Source organism: Streptomyces decoyicus (assembly GCF_019880305.1).
GTDB classification, from domain to species: domain Bacteria; phylum Actinomycetota; class Actinomycetes; order Streptomycetales; family Streptomycetaceae; genus Streptomyces; species Streptomyces decoyicus.
In genome coordinates this window covers 6367654-6386309 of record NZ_CP082301.1, presented here as the reverse complement: position 1 = coordinate 6386309, position 18656 = coordinate 6367654, and the positions used below count along the sequence as shown (strand labels likewise).

Genomic DNA, 18656 nt, shown 5'->3' with positions numbered 1-18656 from the left:
TTTCGTGCCGCGCCGGGTCACCAGTTCGCGGGCCAATTCCTCACACACGCCCATGGCCTCATCACGCACTGCACTAGGAGTCAGCGGCATGGCTGAAGCATCGATGCACGGTTCAGATCTGCCGGGCGGGCAGCTTCCTCCCGTGGACACGGCTGAGCTCCTGCGCGTGCCGGCCGAGTGGAACGACACGGCACGTGAGGTGCCCGCGACGGGTCTGCGGGAACTCTTCGAGGCCCAGGTCGCGTTGACGCCGGACGCCGATGCGGTGATCTGCGGCACCGCGCGTCTGACGTACGCGGAGCTGAACTCCCGGGCGAACCGGCTGGCGCGCCGGCTGCTGGCCCGCGGTGTCGGGCCCGAGGACTATGTGGCGGTGGCCCTGCCGCGGACGGTGGAGCTGCCGGTCGCCCTGCTGGCCGTCGTGAAGACCGGTGCGGCCTATCTGCCCGTCGACCCCGAGCACCCGGCCGACCGCATCGGCCACATCCTTTCCGACGCGCGCCCCGTCTGCGTGCTCGCGGCGGCGAGCACCGTGCGGAACCTGCCCGTCGATGCCGACCGCCTCCTGGTCACCGACTACGCGGCGACCCGGGCCGCGGTCGAGGCCCTGCCGGGCACCGACCTCACGGACGGCGAGCGGGCCGGGACGCGTTCGCTCGGCCACCCCGCGTATGCCATCTACACCTCGGGGTCCACCGGGCGTCCCAAGGGCGTGGTGATCTCGACAGGGAGCCTGGTCAACTTCCTGGCGGCGATGAAGGACTCGATCGCGCCGAAGCCCTCGGACCGGCTCCTCGCCGTGGCGACGGTCGCCTTCGACATCGCGGGCCTGGACCTGTACCTGCCGCTGATCTCAGGCGCGTCGGTGGTCATCGCCACCTCCGAGCAGGTCCGCGACGCCGCCCAGCTGGCCGGCCTGCTCACCACGTCCGGCGTGACCGTCATGCAGGCGACCCCCTCCCTCTGGCAGGGCCTGGTCTCCCAGTACCCCGACGCCCTGCGCGGTCTGCGGATCCTCGTCGGCGCGGAAGCCATGCCGCCCGCGCTGTCGCGCAGGATGACCGAGCTCGCCGCGAGCGTCACCAACCTCTACGGCCCGACGGAAACGACCGTCTGGTCCACCCTCGCGGACGTCACCGGCGAGGGTGCCGCACCGATCGGCCGCCCGATCGGCAATATGCACATGCATGTCCTGGACTCCGCGCTGTGCCCTGTCCCGGTGGGTACGCCGGGGGAGCTCTACATCACCGGCCACGGACTGGGCCGGGGGTACCTCAACCAGCCCGGACTGACCGCCGGGCGCTTCGTGGCGAGCCCGTTCGGTGCTCCGGGTGAGCGCATGTACCGCACGGGCGACCTCGCGAAGTGGCGTACGGACGGGCAGCTGGACTACCTGGGCCGGGTCGACTTCCAGGTCAAGGTCCGCGGCTACCGCATCGAACTCGGCGAGATCGAGTCCGTGGTCGTCGCGGACCCGGGGGTGGCCCAGTGCGTGGTCATCGTCCGTGAGGACCGGCCCGGTGACCAGCGGATCGTCGCCTACGTCGTTCCGGTCGACGGGGACGAGCGGCTGGACGTGACCGGTCTGCGGGAGCGGGCGGCACAGGCGCTGCCCGCGTACATGGTCCCGTCGGCCTTCATCCAGCTCGGCTCTTTCCCGCTCAACCCGAACGGCAAGGTGGACCGCAAGGCCCTTCCGGCGCCGGAGCTGCCCGCCGCGCCCACCTCGCGCCGGCCTCGCACTCCGCGGGAGGAGATCCTGTGCGGGTTCTTCGCCCAGATCCTCGGCGTGGACCGCGTCGGGATCGATGACAACTTCTTCGACCTCGGCGGACACTCCCTCCTCGCCACCCGTCTCGTCAGCCGCATCCGCACCACGTTCGGTGCCGAACTCGCGGTACGTGATCTCTTCGAGGCCTCGTCGGTCGCGGGTCTCGCCGACCGGCTCGACGACGCGGCCGGAGCGCGTGCGGCGCTGGTGCCGGTGGAGCGGACCGAGCAGGTGCCGCTGTCGTTCGCGCAGCGACGGCTGTGGTTCCTGCACCAGTTGGAGGGGCCCAGCGCGACATACAACCTGCCGATGGCCTTGCGGGTGTCCGGGGCGCTGGACACCGACGCACTGCGCGAGGCGATGGCCGATCTGGTGGACCGCCACGAGAGTCTGCGCACCGTCTTTCCCGAGACCGACGGTGTCCCGTACCAGCGGGTGCTGACGGGGGACGCCGCGCGGCCCGTGATCGAGGTCGTCGGAACCACCCCCGACGGTATGGACGCGGCGATCGAGGAAGCGGCCGCGTACGTCTTCGACCTCTCGGCTGAACTCCCGCTGAAGATATGGCTGTTCGAAGCATCGCCGGTGGAACATGTGCTGCTCGTCCTGACCCATCACATCGCCAGTGACGGCTGGTCGACGGACCCCTTCCTCCGCGATCTGTCGGCGGCTTACACCGCCCGCTGGGAGGGCGCCGCCCCGCAGTGGGCGCCGCTGCCGGTGCAGTACGCGGACTACACCCTCTGGCAGCGCGAGGTGCTGGGCGACGAGAGCGACCCGGACAGCGTCATCTCCCGGCAGATCGACTACTGGCGCAGCACTCTCGCAGGACTCCCCGAGCAGTTGGAACTGCCCACCGACCGTCCGCGGCCCGCGGAGGCCGGCCACCACGGCGACAGCGTGCCCTTCACCTGGGAAACCGACCTCCACCACGGCATCACCCGCCTGGCACGCGAACACCAGTCGAGTGTCTTCATGGTCGTCCAGGCGGCGCTGGCGACGCTGCTGACGCGGCTCGGCGCGGGCACCGACATCCCCATCGGCTCCGCCATCGCCGGACGTACCGACGACGCACTCGACGACCTCATCGGCTTCTTCGTCAACACGCTGGTGCTGCGCACCGATACGTCCGGCGATCCCACTTTCGCCGAACTCCTGGGGCGCGTGAGGGAAGCGGACCTGGCGGCCTATGCCCATCAGGACGTGCCCTTCGAGCGGCTCGTGGAGATCGTCAACCCGACCCGCTCCCTGGCGCACCACCCCCTCTTCCAGGTGATGCTGACCTTCCAGAACAACGACGCCGAGCTGGAACTGCCCGGACTCACCACGCAGGGCTACCCGCTGGACGCGGCGTCGGCCAAGTTCGACCTCTCCTTCGACGTGGAAGAACAGCACGACAGCAGCGGTCTGCCCTCGGGCATGCGAGGGTCGGTGGAGTTCGCGACCGACCTCTTCGACCGGCAGACCGCCGAGAGCATCGCGGCGTGGCTGGAACGACTGCTGCGCAACGCCGTCGAGGACGCCTCACGGCCGATCGGCGAACTGGATGTGCTCACCGCACAGGAACGCGAACTGCTCCTCAACGGCTGGAACAACACCGCGCGCGACGTTCCCGACGCGACGCTTGCCGAACTCTTCGAGGCCCAGGTGGCGCGCACTCCCGACGCCACTGCTCTGGAGCACGAGGGCACCCAGCTCACCTACAGCGAGCTGAACGTCCGTGCCAACCAGCTGGCGCATCATCTCATCAGCAGGAATGTCGGCCCCGAGCAGATCGTCGCGCTCGCCCTGCCGCGCACGATCGACGTCGTCGTGGCGATCCTCGCCGTCGCCAAAACCGGCGCCGCCTACCTCCCCGTCGACCCCGACTACCCCGCCGACCGCATCGCCTACCTCTTCAGCGACGCCCGGCCCACCCTGCTCATCACCGACAAGGACACCGCCACCGGCCTGCCGGAGACGGGCGTCACCACGCTGACCACCGATCAGCTCCGCACAGCCGGTCTCCCCGTCACCGATCCCACCAATGCTGACCGGTTGGATGAGGCGAAGACCTCGCATCCTGTCTTCGTCATCTACACGTCTGGCTCCACGGGGCGGCCCAAGGGTGTCGTCGTCGAGCACCGCTCCCTCAACCTCTACCTCCGCTGGGCCCACGCCGCCTACCCCGCCATGAGCGGACGGACTCTCGTCCACTCGCCGGTCTCCTTCGACCTCACCGTCACCGGCCTCCTCGGACCCCTCACCCTCGGCGGCTGCGCGCACCTGGTCGAGTTGGACGAAGGCACCGCCCCGGACCTCGACCAGGCGCCGACCTTCGTCAAGGCCACACCCTCACACCTGAGCCTGCTCAAGAACCTGCCCCCGCACCTCTCCCCCACCCAGCAGCTCGTCCTCGGTGGTGAAGCCCTCCTCGGCGAAGCCCTCGACGAGTGGCGCCGCGACCACCCCGGCACCACCGTCATCAACGAATACGGCCCCACCGAAACCACCGTCGGCTGCACCCAGTACCGCATCGAACCCGGCCAGCCCGCCCCCACCGGCACCATCACCATCGGACACCCGATCTGGAACACCCAGATCCACATCCTCGACGCCCACCTCCAGCCCGTACCCCCCAACGTCACCGGCGAGCTCTACATCGCCGGCGACCTCCTCGCCCGCGGATACCTCCACCGCCCCGACCTCACCGCCACCCGCTTCACCGCCAACCCCCACGGCACCCCCGGCACCCGCATGTACCGCACCGGCGACCTCGCCCGCCGGCGCCCCGACGGACAACTCGAATTCGCCGGACGCATCGACACCCAAGTCAAAGTCCGCGGCTACCGCATCGAACTCGGCGAAATCGAAGCCACCCTCACCCACCACCCCCACGTGCGACAGACAGCCGTCATCGTCCGCGAAGACCAGCCCGGCGACCAACGCATCGTCGCCTACGTCATCCCCGCGGAAGACGCCGGCACGGCAACCGTCGACCTGCGTGAGCACGCCGCGCAGACCCTGCCGGACTACATGGTCCCCGCAGCCGTCGTCACGCTGGATGTGCTGCCCCTGACACCCAACGGGAAACTGGACCACAAAGCCCTCCCCGCCCCCCAGTTCACCCCCACCACAACCACCCGAGGCCCCCGCAACACCCACGAAGAACTCCTCTGCCACGCCTTCGCCCAGATCCTCGGCGTGGAACGTGTCGGTATCGACGACAACTTCTTCGACCTCGGCGGACACTCCCTCCTCGCCACCCGCCTCACCAGCCGCATCCGCACCACGTTCGGTGCCGAACTCGCGGTACGTGATCTCTTCGAGGCGCCCACCGTCGCCGGCCTCGCCACCCGCCTCCAGCATGCAACCGGGGCGCGTGCGGCGTTGGTGCCGGTGGAGCGGCCCGAGCGGGTGCCGCTGTCGTACGCGCAGCGACGGCTGTGGTTCCTCCACCAGTTGGAGGGGCCGAGCGCGACGTACAACGTGCCGATGCCGCTACGGCTGACCGGCGAGCTGGACGTCAAGGCCCTGCGTGAGGCGATCCATGACCTCACCGACCGGCACGAAACCCTGCGCACCGTCTTCCCCGATTACGACGGAACGCCCTACCAGCACGTACTGCACGGCGACGCCGCCCGACCGGTCATCGACATCGTCCCCGTCGACGAAGCCGACCTGAACACCGCCGTCGACCAGGCCAGCACCCACACCTTCGACCTGACCAAGGACGTGCCGCTGCGCGCCTGGGTCTTCACCCTCACCCACGACGAACACCTCGTCCTCCTCCTCGCCCACCACATCGTCAGCGACGGCGCCTCACTCGCTCCTCTCACCCACGATCTCGCCATCGCGTACGCAGCCCGCCGCGACGGAAACGCTCCGCAGTGGGCGCCCCTGCCGGTGCAGTACGCCGACTACACGCTCTGGCAGCGCGAGGTGCTCGGCGACGAGAGCGATCCGCAGAGCCTCATCTCCGGCCAAGTCGACTACTGGCGCAGCACTCTCGCTGGGCTGCCCGAGCAGTTGGAACTGCCCACCGACCGGCCGCGGCCCGCGGTGGCCACGCACCAGGGCGACAGCGTGCCCTTCGCCTGGGACACCGACCTCCACCACGGCATCACCCGCCTGGCACGCGAACACCAGGTCAGTGTCTTCATGGTCGTCCAGGCAGGCATCGCCGCACTGCTGACCCGGCTCGGCGCGGGCACCGACATCCCCATCGGCTCCGCCATCGCCGGACGCACCGACGATGCACTCGACGACCTCGTCGGCTTCTTCATCAACACCCTGGTCCTACGCACCGACACCTCCGGCGACCCCACCTTCGCCGAACTCCTGGGACGCGTAAGGGAAACCGACCTGGCTGCCTACACGAACCAGGACGTGCCCTTCGAGCGGCTCGTGGAGATCGTCAACCCCACCCGCTCCCTGGCGCACCACCCCCTCTACCAGGTGATGCTGACCTTCCAGAACAACGACGCCGAGCTGGAACTGCCCGGACTCACCACGCAGGACTACGCGCTGGACGTCGCGTCGGCCAAGTTCGACCTCTCCTTCGACGTGGAAGAACAGCACGACAGCAGCGGTCTGCCCTCGGGCATGCGAGGGTCGGTGGAGTTCGCGACCGACCTCTTCGACCGGCAGACCGCCGAGAGCATCGCGGCGTGGCTGGAACGCCTGCTGCGCAACGCCGTCGAGGACGCCTCACGCCCCATCGGAGAGGTCGACGTCCTCTCCGCGCAGGAACGCGAGCTGCTGCTCCACGGCTGGAACAACACCGCGCGCGACGTTCCCGACGCCACCCTCGCCGAACTCTTCGAGGCCCAGGTGGCGCGCACTCCCGACGCCACTGCTCTGGAGCACGACGGCACCCAGCTCACCTACAGCGAGCTGAACGCCCGCGCCAACCAGCTCGCCCGTTTCCTGATCGCCCAAGGCTCCGGGCCCGAGAAATACGTCGCCGTCGCCCTCCCCCGCAGCATCGACTTCGTCGTGGCGATCCTCGCCATCGTCAAAACGGGTGCCGCTTACGTACCCCTCGACCTCTCCTACCCCGCCGACCGCATCGCCTACATGCTCGACGACGTCTCCGCCGTGCTGGCCCTGACCGATACCGCAGGAGCTCAGCACCTCCCCGCCGTCGACGGCATGACCACCCTGACAATCGACGCCCCTGACATCGCCGATCGCACGGCCGGCCTCTCCACCATCGACGTTCGCGATGCGGAGCGGTTGGGTGAGGCGAAGACCTCGCATCCTGCCTTCGTCATCTACACGTCTGGCTCCACCGGGCGACCCAAGGGCGTCGTCGTCGAGCACCGCTCGCTGAACCTCTACCTCCGCTGGGCCCACGCCGCCTACCCCGCCATGAGCGGACGGACTCTCGTCCACTCGCCGGTCTCCTTCGACCTCACCGTCACCGGCCTCCTCGGACCCCTCACCCTCGGCGGCTGCGCGCACCTGGTCGAGTTGGACGAAGGCACCGCCCCCGACCTCGACCAGGCGCCGACCTTCGTCAAAGCCACACCCTCACACCTGAGCCTGCTCAAGAACCTGCCCCCGCACCTCTCACCCACCCAGCAGCTCGTCCTCGGTGGTGAAGCCCTCCTCGGCGAAGCCCTCGACGAGTGGCGCCGCGACCACCCCGGCACCACCGTCATCAACGAATACGGCCCCACCGAAACCACCGTCGGCTGCACCCAGTACCGCATCGAACCCGGCCAGCCCGCCCCCACCGGCACCATCACCATCGGACACCCGATCTGGAACACCCAGATCCACATCCTCGACGCCCACCTCCAGCCCGTACCCCCCAACGTCACCGGCGAGCTCTACATCGCCGGCGACCTCCTCGCCCGCGGATACCTCCACCGCCCCGACCTCACCGCCACCCGCTTCACCGCCAACCCCCACGGCACCCCCGGCACCCGCATGTACCGCACCGGCGACCTCGCCCGCCGACGCCCCGACGGACAACTCGAATTCGCCGGACGCATCGACACCCAAGTCAAAGTCCGCGGCTACCGCATCGAACTCGGCGAAATCGAAGCCACCCTCACCCACCACCCCCACGTGCGACAGACAGCCGTCATCGTCCGCGAAGACCAGCCCGGCGATCAGCGCATCGTCGCCTACGTCATCCCCGCGGAAGACGCTGAAACGGCAACCATCGACCTGCGTGAGCACGCCGCACAGACCCTGCCCGACTACATGGTCCCCGCAGCCGTCGTCACGCTGGATGTGCTGCCCCTGACACCCAACGGAAAGCTGGACCACAAGGCCCTTCCCGCACCGCAGTTCAACGTCGCTGCAACCACCCGAGGCCCCCGCAACACCCACGAAGAACTCCTCTGCCACGCCTTCGCCGAAACCCTCGGCGTCGCACACATCGGCATCGACGACAACTTCTTCGACCTCGGCGGCCACTCCCTCCTCGCCACCCGCCTCACCAGCCGCATCCGCACCACCCTCAACACCGAACTCACCGTCCGCGACCTCTTCGAAGCACCCACCGTCGCCACTCTCGCCACCCGCCTCCACCACACCACCGGAGCACGTGCCGCACTGCTGCCGATGGAGCGGCCCGAGCGGATACCCCTGTCGTTCGCCCAACAGCGCCTGTGGTTCCTCCACCAGTTGGAGGGGCCGAGCGCGACCTACAACGTCCCGCTTCTGTTGCGACTCACCGGTTCGCTGAACGTCGATGCGCTGCGTGAGGCGATCTACGACCTCACCGTCCGGCACGAAACCCTGCGCACCGTCTTCCCCCAGACCGACGGGACGCCTCACCAGTACGTGCTGCACGGCGACGCCGCCCGGCCGACGGTCGAGGTCGTCACGACCGACGCCGAAGACCTCGCCGAGCGCATCGCCACCGCCGCTCGCCAGACCTTCCGGCTCACCGACGAACTCCCGCTCCGCGCTTGGGTGTTCACCACCGGAGCCAACGAACACACCCTGCTGATCCTGGCCCACCACATCGCCAGCGACGGCTGGTCCATGGGCCCCCTCGCCCAGGACCTCGCCACCGCCTACGCAGCCCGCCGCGACGGCACCACTCCGCAGTGGGCGCCACTGCCCGTCCAGTACGCCGACTACACGCTGTGGCAGCGCGAAGTCCTCGGCGACGAGAGCGATCCGCAGAGCCTCATCTCCGGCCAGGTCGACTACTGGCAGCAGCATCTGGCCGGGCTTCCCGACCTGCTGGAGCTCCCCACCGACCGTCCGCGGCCGGCCGAAGCCAGCTACCGGGGCGACAGCGTCCCGTTCACCTGGGACACCGAGCTGCACCACGGCATCACCCGCCTGGCACGCGAACACCAAGCCAGCGTCTTCATGGTCGTCCAGACAGCACTGGCCACACTCCTGACCCGCCTCGGCGCAGGCACCGACATCCCCCTCGGCTCCCCCATCGCCGGACGCACCGACGACGCACTCGACAACCTCGTCGGCTTCTTCATCAACACCCTCGTCCTACGCACCGACACCTCCGGCAACCCCACCTTCGCCGAACTCCTCGCACGCGTACGAGAAACCGACCTCGCCGCCTACACCCACCAAGACGTCCCCTTCGAACGCCTCGTCGAACTCCTCAACCCCACCCGCTCCCTCGCACACAACCCCCTCTTCCAGGTGATGCTGAGCTTCGAGGCGACCGGCGCCGATGTGCCGATCGCCGGGCTCGACAGCCGCCTGGAGCAGGTCGATGCCAAAACCTCGAAGCTCGACATGGAGTTCGTGCTGGAGGAGGCGGTCACGGCTGACGGGCTGCCCGCCGGTATGGCGGGAACGGTGGACTTCGCCACGGACCTCTTCGACCGGCAGACCGCCGAAGCCATGGCCGTTCGGCTGGAGCGTCTGCTGCGCGCGGCCGTCGCCGACGCCTCACAGCCGATCGCCGACCTGGACATCCTCTCCGCACCCGAGCGCACCACACTGCTGCACACCTGGCCCACGGCCGTACGCGAACTGCCGGACGGCACAGCCCTGCCGGACCACGTCCGCGTCTACGTCCTGGACCACGACCACCAACCCGTACCCGCCGGAGTCCCCGGCCAACTGCACCTCGCCGGACCCCGCCTGACCGGCACCGCCCTCACCGGCCACGACATCAGCCAGCACGCCTGCGTCACCGACCCCTTCAACCCCACCGACTCGGGCTCGCTGATGTACCCCACCAGCACCCCCGCACGCTGGACAGCCGACGGACAACTCGAACTCCTCACCCAGGACGCCGACAACGAGCAGGACACGGCCACCGCCACCGCGCGACGCCGCACCCCCACCCCCCAAGAAGAGATCCTCCGCGGCCTCTTCGCCCACACCCTCAACCTGCCCACCCTCGACATCGACGACAACTTCTTCGACCTCGGCGGACACTCCCTCTCCGCCGTACGACTCCTCAGCCGCATCCGCACCACCTTCGGCGTCGAACTCGCCGTCCGCGACCTCTTCGAAGCACCCACCGTCGCCGGCCTCGCCACCCGCCTCCACCACGCAACCGGAGCACGCACCGCACTCGAACCGAGATTGCGGCCCGACCACATCCCCCTCTCCCACGCCCAACGCCGCCTCTGGTTCCTCCACCAACTCGAAGGCCCCAGCGCGACGTACAACGTGCCGATGGTGCTCCGTCTCACCGGCGCACTCGACACCACCGCACTGCACGAGGCCATCTGCGACCTCACCGACCGGCACGAATCCCTGCGCACCGTCTTCCCCGAGACCGACGGCACCCCCCGCCAGCAGGTGCTGCACGGCGACGCCGCCCGGCCGACGGTCGAGGTCGTCACGACCGACGCCGAAGACCTCGCCGAGCACATCGCCACCGCCGCTCGCCACGCCTTCCGGCTCACCGACGAACTCCCGCTCCGTGTCTGGGTGTTCACCACCGGAGCCCTTGAACACACCCTGCTGATCCTGGCCCATCACATCGCCGGCGACGGCTGGTCCATGGGCCCCCTCGCCCAGGACCTCGCCACCGCCTACGCAGCCCGCTGTGATGGCAACGTTCCGCAGTGGGCGCCGCTGCCGGTGCAGTACGCGGACTACACCCTCTGGCAGCGCGAGGTGCTCGGCGACGAGAGCGACCCGGACAGTGTCATCTCCCGGCAGATCGACTACTGGCGCAGCACTCTCGCGGGGCTGCCCGAGCAGTTGGAACTGCCCACCGACCGGCCGCGGCCGGCGGTGGCCACGCACCAGGGCGACAGCGTCCCGTTCACCTGGGGCACCGAGCTGCACCACGGCATCACCCGCCTGGCACGCGAACACCAGGTCAGTGTCTTCATGGTCGTCCAGGCAGGCATCGCCGCACTGCTGACCCGGCTCGGCGCGGGCACCGACATCCCCATGGGGTCGGCCATCGCCGGTCGTAACGACGACGCGCTCGACGACCTCGTCGGCTTCTTCGTCAACACGCTGGTGCTGCGTACCGACACCTCCGGCGACCCCACGTTCAGCGAAGTTCTCGGACGGGTCAGGGAGACGGACCTGGCGGCCTACGCACACCAGGACGTGCCCTTCGAGCGACTCGTGGAGATCGTCAACCCCACCCGCTCGCTGGCCCATCACCCGCTCTTCCAGGTGATGCTGGTCCTCCAGAATGCCGCCGAGGGCGAATTCGCGATGCGCGGGCTCGTGGCCACCGAGGACGACGACGTCCACGCGGGGATCGCGAAGGTCGATCTGACCTTCAGCCTCGGAGAGCAGTTCGGTGCGGGTGGTGAGGCCGCCGGCATGCGGGGGGTGGTCGAGTTCGCGACCGACCTCTTCGACCGGCGGACCGCCGAGACCATCGCGGCACGGCTGGAACGCCTGCTGCGCAACGCCGTCGAGGACGCCTCACGTCCGCTCGGAGAGCTGGAGGTGCTCTCCGTAGAGGAGCGTGAGCTGTTGCTCCACGGCTGGAACGACACCGCACGCGACGTTTCCGACGCCACGCTCCCCGGGCTCTTCGAGGCGCAGGTGGCACGCACTCCCGACGCGCCCGCCCTCGAGCACCACGGCGCCCGGCTCACCTACACCGAGCTGAACACCCGCGCCAACCAGCTCGCCCACCACCTGATCAGCAAGAACATCGGCCCGGAGCAGATCGTCGCCCTGGCCCTCCCCCGCTCCGCAGACCTCATCGTCTGCATCCTCGCCGTCCTCAAAACCGGTGCCGCCTACCTCCCCGTCGACCCCGACTACCCCACCGCCCGCATCACCTACATGCTCGACGACGCCCGGCCCGCTCTGGTCATCACCGACAGCAACACCGCCGGGCTGCCCGACACCGGCCTGCCCACGCTCACCCTCCACACCGACACCGGCACCGACACCGGCACCGGCACCGGCCAACTCACCATCAATCCGAACGACACTCATCGCAGCACGCCTCTGCTGCCCACCCACCCCGCCTACCTCATCTACACCTCCGGTTCCACGGGACATCCGAAGGGCGTCGCCGTCACCCATGACGCGGTGAACGGTTTCGCAGCCGACGGCCTCGGGCGCTGGCAGCTGGACGGCAGCAGCCGAGTGCTCCAGCTCGCCTCGCCCAGCTTCGACCCCTCGGTGCTGGAGATGTGGATGGCGTTCCGGTCAGGCGGCTGCCTGGTGGTCGCGCCGACGGGCCCGCTCGCGGGTGAGGAACTGGTCGGGGTCGTGGACGGCCTGCGCATCAGCCATGCAGTGATATCGCCGGCGGCGCTGGCGAGCATGCCGGTGCACCCGCTGCCGACACTGCGCACGCTGATCATCGGCGGCGACGCCTTCACCGGCGAGGTCGCGGCGCGGTGGTCTTCGGGACGCAGGATGTTCAATGCCTACGGTCCGACCGAGGCGACGGTGTGGGTGACGTCGAGCAGCCCGCTTTCCGGGGCCGTGGCTCCGTCGATCGGCCGCCCGGGCTGGAACACCCGGGTGTATGTGCTGGACTCCGCGCTGCGTCCGGTGCCGGTGGGCGTGCCCGGCGAACTGTATGTGGCGGGGACCCGGCTGGCCCGCGGATATCTGCGCCGCCCCGGACTGACCGCCGCCCGCTTCGTCGCGGATCCGTTCGGATCGCCCGGCGGACGCATGTACCGCACCGGCGACCTGGTCAAGTGGCGTGCCGACGGCGAGCTCGAATTCGTCGGCCGCGTCGACAACCAGGTGAAGATCCGCGGGTTCCGTATCGAGCTCGGCGAGATCCAGAACGTTCTCGCCACGCACCCGGGCGTCGGCCGGATCGCGGTGGTCGTGCGCGAGGACCGTCCGGCTGACAAGCGCATCGTCGCCTATGTCGTGCCCATGGAGGGGGCCGACGGCCGGGTGGATCTGGCCGGTCTGCGTGACCGGGCGGCAGGGGCCCTTCCGGAGTACATGGTTCCGTCGGCGTTCGTCCAGCTCGATACCCTCCCGCTGACGCCGAACGAGAAGCTCGACCACAAGGCGCTTCCGGCGCCGGAGTACACCGGCACCGAAGGCGGCCGAGGCCCGCGCAACGCGCAGGAGGAGATCCTGTGTGGTGTCTTTGCCGAGGTTCTGGGCGTGCCCCGGGCCGGCATCGACGACAACTTCTTCGCCCTCGGCGGCCACTCCCTGCTCGCGATGCGCCTGGTCAGCCGTATCCGCTCCGCCTTCGGCGTGGAGCTCGCCGTACGTGATCTCTTCGAGGCACCGACGGTCGCCGGTATCGCCGGGCGCCTCGGCACCGCGGCAGGCGGGCGCACGGCTCTGGTGCCGATGGAGCGTCCCGAGCGGGTGCCGCTGTCCTACGCCCAGCGCCGCCTGTGGTTCCTCCACCAGCTGGAGGGCCCCAGCCCGACATACAACGTGCCGATGCGGCTGCGGCTGTCCGGCGAGCTGGACACCGCTGCCCTGCGCGAGGCGATGTCCGACCTCGTCGAGCGGCACGAGTCGCTGCGTACGGTCTTCCCGGAGATCGACGGCACGCCGTATCAGCAGGTGCTGGAGGGCAGCGCCGCCCGGCCGCCGGTCGAGTGCGTCCGGGTGGAGCCCGCTCAGCTGGACGAGGTGATCCGGCAGGCTGCCGGGCATGCCTTCGATCTGACGGCCGAACTTCCGCTGCGGGCCTGGCTGTTCCGGACGGGTCCGGACGAGCACGTCCTGTTGCTGCTGGCGCACCACATCGCCAGTGACGGCTGGTCGATTGCCCCGCTCGCACAGGATCTGGCGGTCGCCTATGCCGCACGCAGCAAGGGCGCGGCTCCACAGTGGGCGCCGCTGCCGGTGCAGTACGCCGACTACACGCTGTGGCAGCGCGAAGTCCTCGGCGACGAGAGCGATCCGCAGAGCCTCATCTCCGCTCAGGTCGACTACTGGCAGCAGCATCTGGCCGGGCTTCCCGACCTGCTGGAGCTCCCCACCGACCGTCCGCGGCCGGCCGAGGCCGGCTACCAGGGCGACAGCCTCGACTTCTTCTGGGACGTCGAGTTGCACGAAGGCGTCGCCCGCCTGGCACGTGAGCACCAGGCGAGCGTGTTCATGGTCGTACAGGCGGCGCTGGCGACGCTGCTGACCCGGCTCGGCGCGGGCACCGACATCCCCCTCGGCTCGCCGACCGCCGGTCGCGCCGACGAGGCTCTCGATGACCTGGTCGGGTTCTTCATCAACACCCTCGTGCTGCGCACCGACACCTCCGGCAACCCGTCGTTCGCCGACCTGCTCGGACGGGTGCGGGAAACCGACCTGGCGGCCTACGCCCATCAGGACGTGCCCTTCGAGCGACTCGTGGAGATCGTCAACCCCACCCGCTCGCTCGCGTACCACCCGCTGTTCCAGGTGATGTTGAGCTTCGAGGCCGCGTCCGCCGATGTGCCGCTGGACGGAGTCGACAGCAGGTTGGAGTCCTCGGGATCCGATACCTCGAAGTTCGACCTCGAGTTCGGGTTGGAGGAGAAGGTCACGGCTGACGGGCTGCCCGCCGGTATGGCGGGAACGGTGGACTTTGCCACGGACCTCTTCGACCGGCAGACCGCCGAAGCCATGGCCGTTCGGCTGGAGCGTCTGCTGCGCGCGGCCGTCGCCGACGCCTCACAGCCGATCGCCGACCTGGACATCCTCTCCGCACCCGAGCGCACCACACTGCTGCACACCTGGCCCACGGCCGTACGCGAACTGCCGGACGGCACAGCCCTGCCGGACCACGTCCGCGTCTACGTCCTGGACCACGACCACCAACCCGTACCCGCCGGAGTCCCCGGCCAACTGCACCTCGCCGGACCCCACCTGACCGGCACCGCCCTCACCGGCCACGACATCAGCCAGCACACCTGCGTCACCGACCCCTTCAACCCCACCGACTCGGGCTCGCTGATGTACCCCACCAGCACCCCCGCACGCTGGACAGCCGACGGACAACTCGAACTCCTCACCCAGGACGCCGACGACGCCACCGAGAAGCAAGGCGTCACCGCACGACGCCGCACCCCCACCCCCCAAGAAGAGATCCTCCGCGGCCTCTTCGCCCACACCCTCAACCTGCCCACCCTCGACATCGACGACAACTTCTTCGACCTCGGCGGACACTCCCTCTCCGCCGTACGACTCCTCAGCCGCATCCGCACCACCTTCGGCGTCGAACTCGCCGTCCGCGACCTCTTCGAAGCACCCACCGTCGCCGGCCTCGCCACCCGCCTCCACCACGCAACCGGAGCACGCACCGCACTCGAACCGAGGGAACGACCCGACCACATCCCCCTCTCCCACGCCCAACGCCGCCTCTGGTTCCTCCACCAACTCGAAGGCCCCAGCGCGACGTACAACGTGCCGATGGCCCTCCGGCTCACCGGCGCACTCGACACCACCGCACTGCACGAGGCCATCTGCGACCTCACCGACCGCCACGAATCCCTGCGCACCGTCTTCCCCGAAGTGGAGGGCACGCCCTACCAGCAAGTCCTGCAAGGTGCGGCCGCCCGGCCGGTGGTCGAGGTCGTCATCACCGACCGCGAGCAGGTGGCGCAGCAGGTGGCCGAGGCCGGGCGCCATGCCTTCGACCTCATGAACGAGCTGCCCATGCGGGCGTGGCTCTTCCGGACCGCGGCGGACGAGCACGTACTGCTCCTGCTGGCCCACCACATCGTCAGCGACGGCTGGTCGACGGATCCGCTCGCCCTTGACCTGTCGGTGGCGTACGCGGCGCGGTGTGCGGGTCAGGCCCCGCAGTGGGAGCCCCTGCCGGTGCAGTACGCCGACTACACCCTGTGGCAGCGGCAGATCCTCGGGGACGAGAGCGACCCGGACAGCCTGATTTCGACCCAGGTCGAATACTGGCGGAAGCAGTTGGCCGGTGTTCCCGACCGGCTGGAACTGCCCACCGACCGGCCCCGTCCGGCCGTGGCCGGTTATCAGGGTGAGGACGTCGGTTTCTCCTTCGATGCGGAGCTGCACGAGGGGATCACCCGGCTGGCGCGGGAACAGCGGTCGACCGTGTTCATGGTCCTCCAAGCGGGTCTTGCCGCGCTGCTGACGCAGCTCGGCGCGGGCACCGACATCCCCATCGGCTCACCGATCGCCGGTCGCAACGACGACGCGCTCGACAACCTCGTCGGCTTCTTCGTCAACACGCTGGTGCTGCGTACCGACACCTCCGGCGATCCCACCTTCGCCGAGTTGGTGGACCGCGTACGGGAGACGGACCTGGCAGCCTACGCACACCAGGACGTGCCCTTCGAGCGACTCGTGGAGATCGTCAACCCCACCCGCTCACTGGCCCATCACCCGCTCTTCCAGGTGATGCTGGTGCTGGCCAACACGGCCGAGGGTGACTTCACGATGCAGGGGCTGCAGGTCTCCGACGACGACTTCAGTGCCTTCGCCGCCAAGTTCGATCTGACCTTCCACATCGCCGAGCAGCACACGCCGGAGGGTGCCGCCGACGGCATGACGGGCGCGCTGGAGTTCGCGACGGATCTCTTCGACCGGTCCAGTGCCCAGCAGCTCACCGCCCGTCTGGAACGACTCCTGCGCGCAGCCGTCGCGGACGCCTCCCGGCCCCTCACGCACCTGGACGTGCTCTCCGACCGGGAACGCCACCAGATCGTCGTCGAGTGGAACGACACGGCCCGCCAGGTGCCCGCCGCGACCCTGCCCGAGCTGTTCCAGGCGCAGGTGGCGCAGACCCCCGGCGCCCCCGCCGTCGAAGACGGCACGACCGTTCTGACGTACGCCGAACTCAACACTCGCGCCAACCGGCTGGCGCACCACCTCCTCGCCCAAGGCGTCGGACCCGAGAATGTCGTGGCCCTCGCCCTGCCCCGCTCCGCCGACCTCGTCACCGCCATCCTCGCCGTCCTCAAGACCGGCGCCGCCTACCTCCCCGTCGACCCCGACTACCCCGCCGACCGCGTGGCGCGCATGCTCCAGAGCTCCGCGACGGTGTGCGTGCTGACGCACCGCGAGATCGACGGGCGGCTGCCGGGGACGCCGGGGGCGGTGCGGCTGCTGCTCGACGGTCCCGGGACGGCCGGCGCACTGGCGGCCCGGCCGGACGGCGATCCCACGGATGCCGACCGACGTACACCGCTGCTGCCGTCCCACCCGGCGTACGTCATCTACACCTCGGGCTCCACCGGCGTCCCCAAGGGCGTCGTGATGCCGGCGGGTGCGATGGTCAATCTCCTGGCGTGGCACGCGCAGGCGGTTCCCGGCGGACCGGGGCGCAGGGTGGCGCAGTTCACCGCCGTCAGCTTCGACGTGTCGGTGCAGGAAACCCTGTCGGCACTGATGCACGGCGGCACCCTGGTCATCCCTCCCGACGACATCCGCCGCGATGCCTCGGCCTTCGCGCGCTGGCTCGGCAGGAACGAGGTCAACGAGCTGTACGCGCCCAACCTGGTCATCGACGCGGTGGCCGAGGCCGCCGCCGAGCAGGAGTCGGACCTGCCCGCGCTGACCGAGATCGCCCAGGCCGGTGAGGCGCTGGTGCTCAGCAGGCACATCCGCGACCTGTACGCCCGGCAGCCCCGGCGGCTGCACAACCACTACGGGCCGACCGAGACCCATGTGGTCACCTCGTACTCGCTGCCCGCCCAGGTGTCCGACTGGCCCACCGTCCCGTCGCTGGGCGGACCGATCTGGAACACCCAGGTCTTCGTCCTGGACGCGGCGCTGCGTCCGGTGCCGGTGGGCGTGCCCGGTGAGCTCTACCTCGCCGGCGCACAGCTGGCCCGCGGGTATCTCCACCAGCCGCGGCTGACGGCAGAGCGCTTCGTGGCCAACCCGTTCGGTGGTCCGGGCCGGCGGATGTACCGCACCGGCGACCTGGCCAGATGGCGTGCCGACGGCCGGCTGGAATACCTCGGCCGCGCCGACGACCAGGTCAAGGTCCGTGGTTTCCGCATCGAACCCGGCGAGATCGAAACCGTGCTGGCCACGCACCCGTCGGTGGGCCAGGCCGCCGTGGTCGTCCACGGGGAACAGCCGGGCGGCAAGCGGCTGGTGGCCTATCTCGCACCGGCCGGCGGAGCGGCACCGGACACCGCGGAGCTGAAGGGCTACCTGGCCGGGCGGCTGCCCGAGTACATGGTCCCGTCCGCTTTCGTGGTGCTGGCGGCGCTGCCGCTGACTCCCAACGGGAAGCTGGACCGGCGTGCGTTGCCGGCGCCGAACTTCGCGGCGGCGGCCACCTCACGGGCGCCCAGGAACCCGAAGGAAGAGGCGCTCGCCGCGATCTTCGCGGCGGTGCTGGATCTGCCCCGGGTCGGTATCGACGACAGCTTCTTCGACCTCGGCGGACACTCGCTGCTGGCCACGAAGCTGATCAACCGGGTGCGGACGGAAATGGGTGTCGAGCTGTCCATCCGGGCGGTGTTCGAAGCACCGACAGTGGCGGCGCTCGCAGAGCGGGTTGTCGGGTCGAAGAAGAGAGCACGGCCCGCGCTGCGGCCGATGCCGAGGTCTGGGAAGTAAT

General features: G+C 69.6%; 1 protein-coding gene. It reads left to right on the top strand.

The genetic code is table 11. From position 1 onward, the window contains the following. The first annotated feature begins 88 nt into the window (after window positions 1-88). The gene (locus tag K7C20_RS27965; RefSeq protein ID WP_246655316.1) at window positions 89-18655 is read left to right on the top strand and encodes a non-ribosomal peptide synthetase; all 18567 of its coding nucleotides are present in this window, start codon (window positions 89-91) and stop codon (window positions 18653-18655) included. Window position 18656 lies beyond the last annotated feature (1 nt).

Bases quoted from the DNA above. Each gene is read 5' to 3' on its own strand.
- K7C20_RS27965 (WP_246655316.1), top strand. From the start codon at position 89: ATGGCTGAAGCATCGATGCACGGTTCAGATCTGCCGGGCGGGCAGCTT.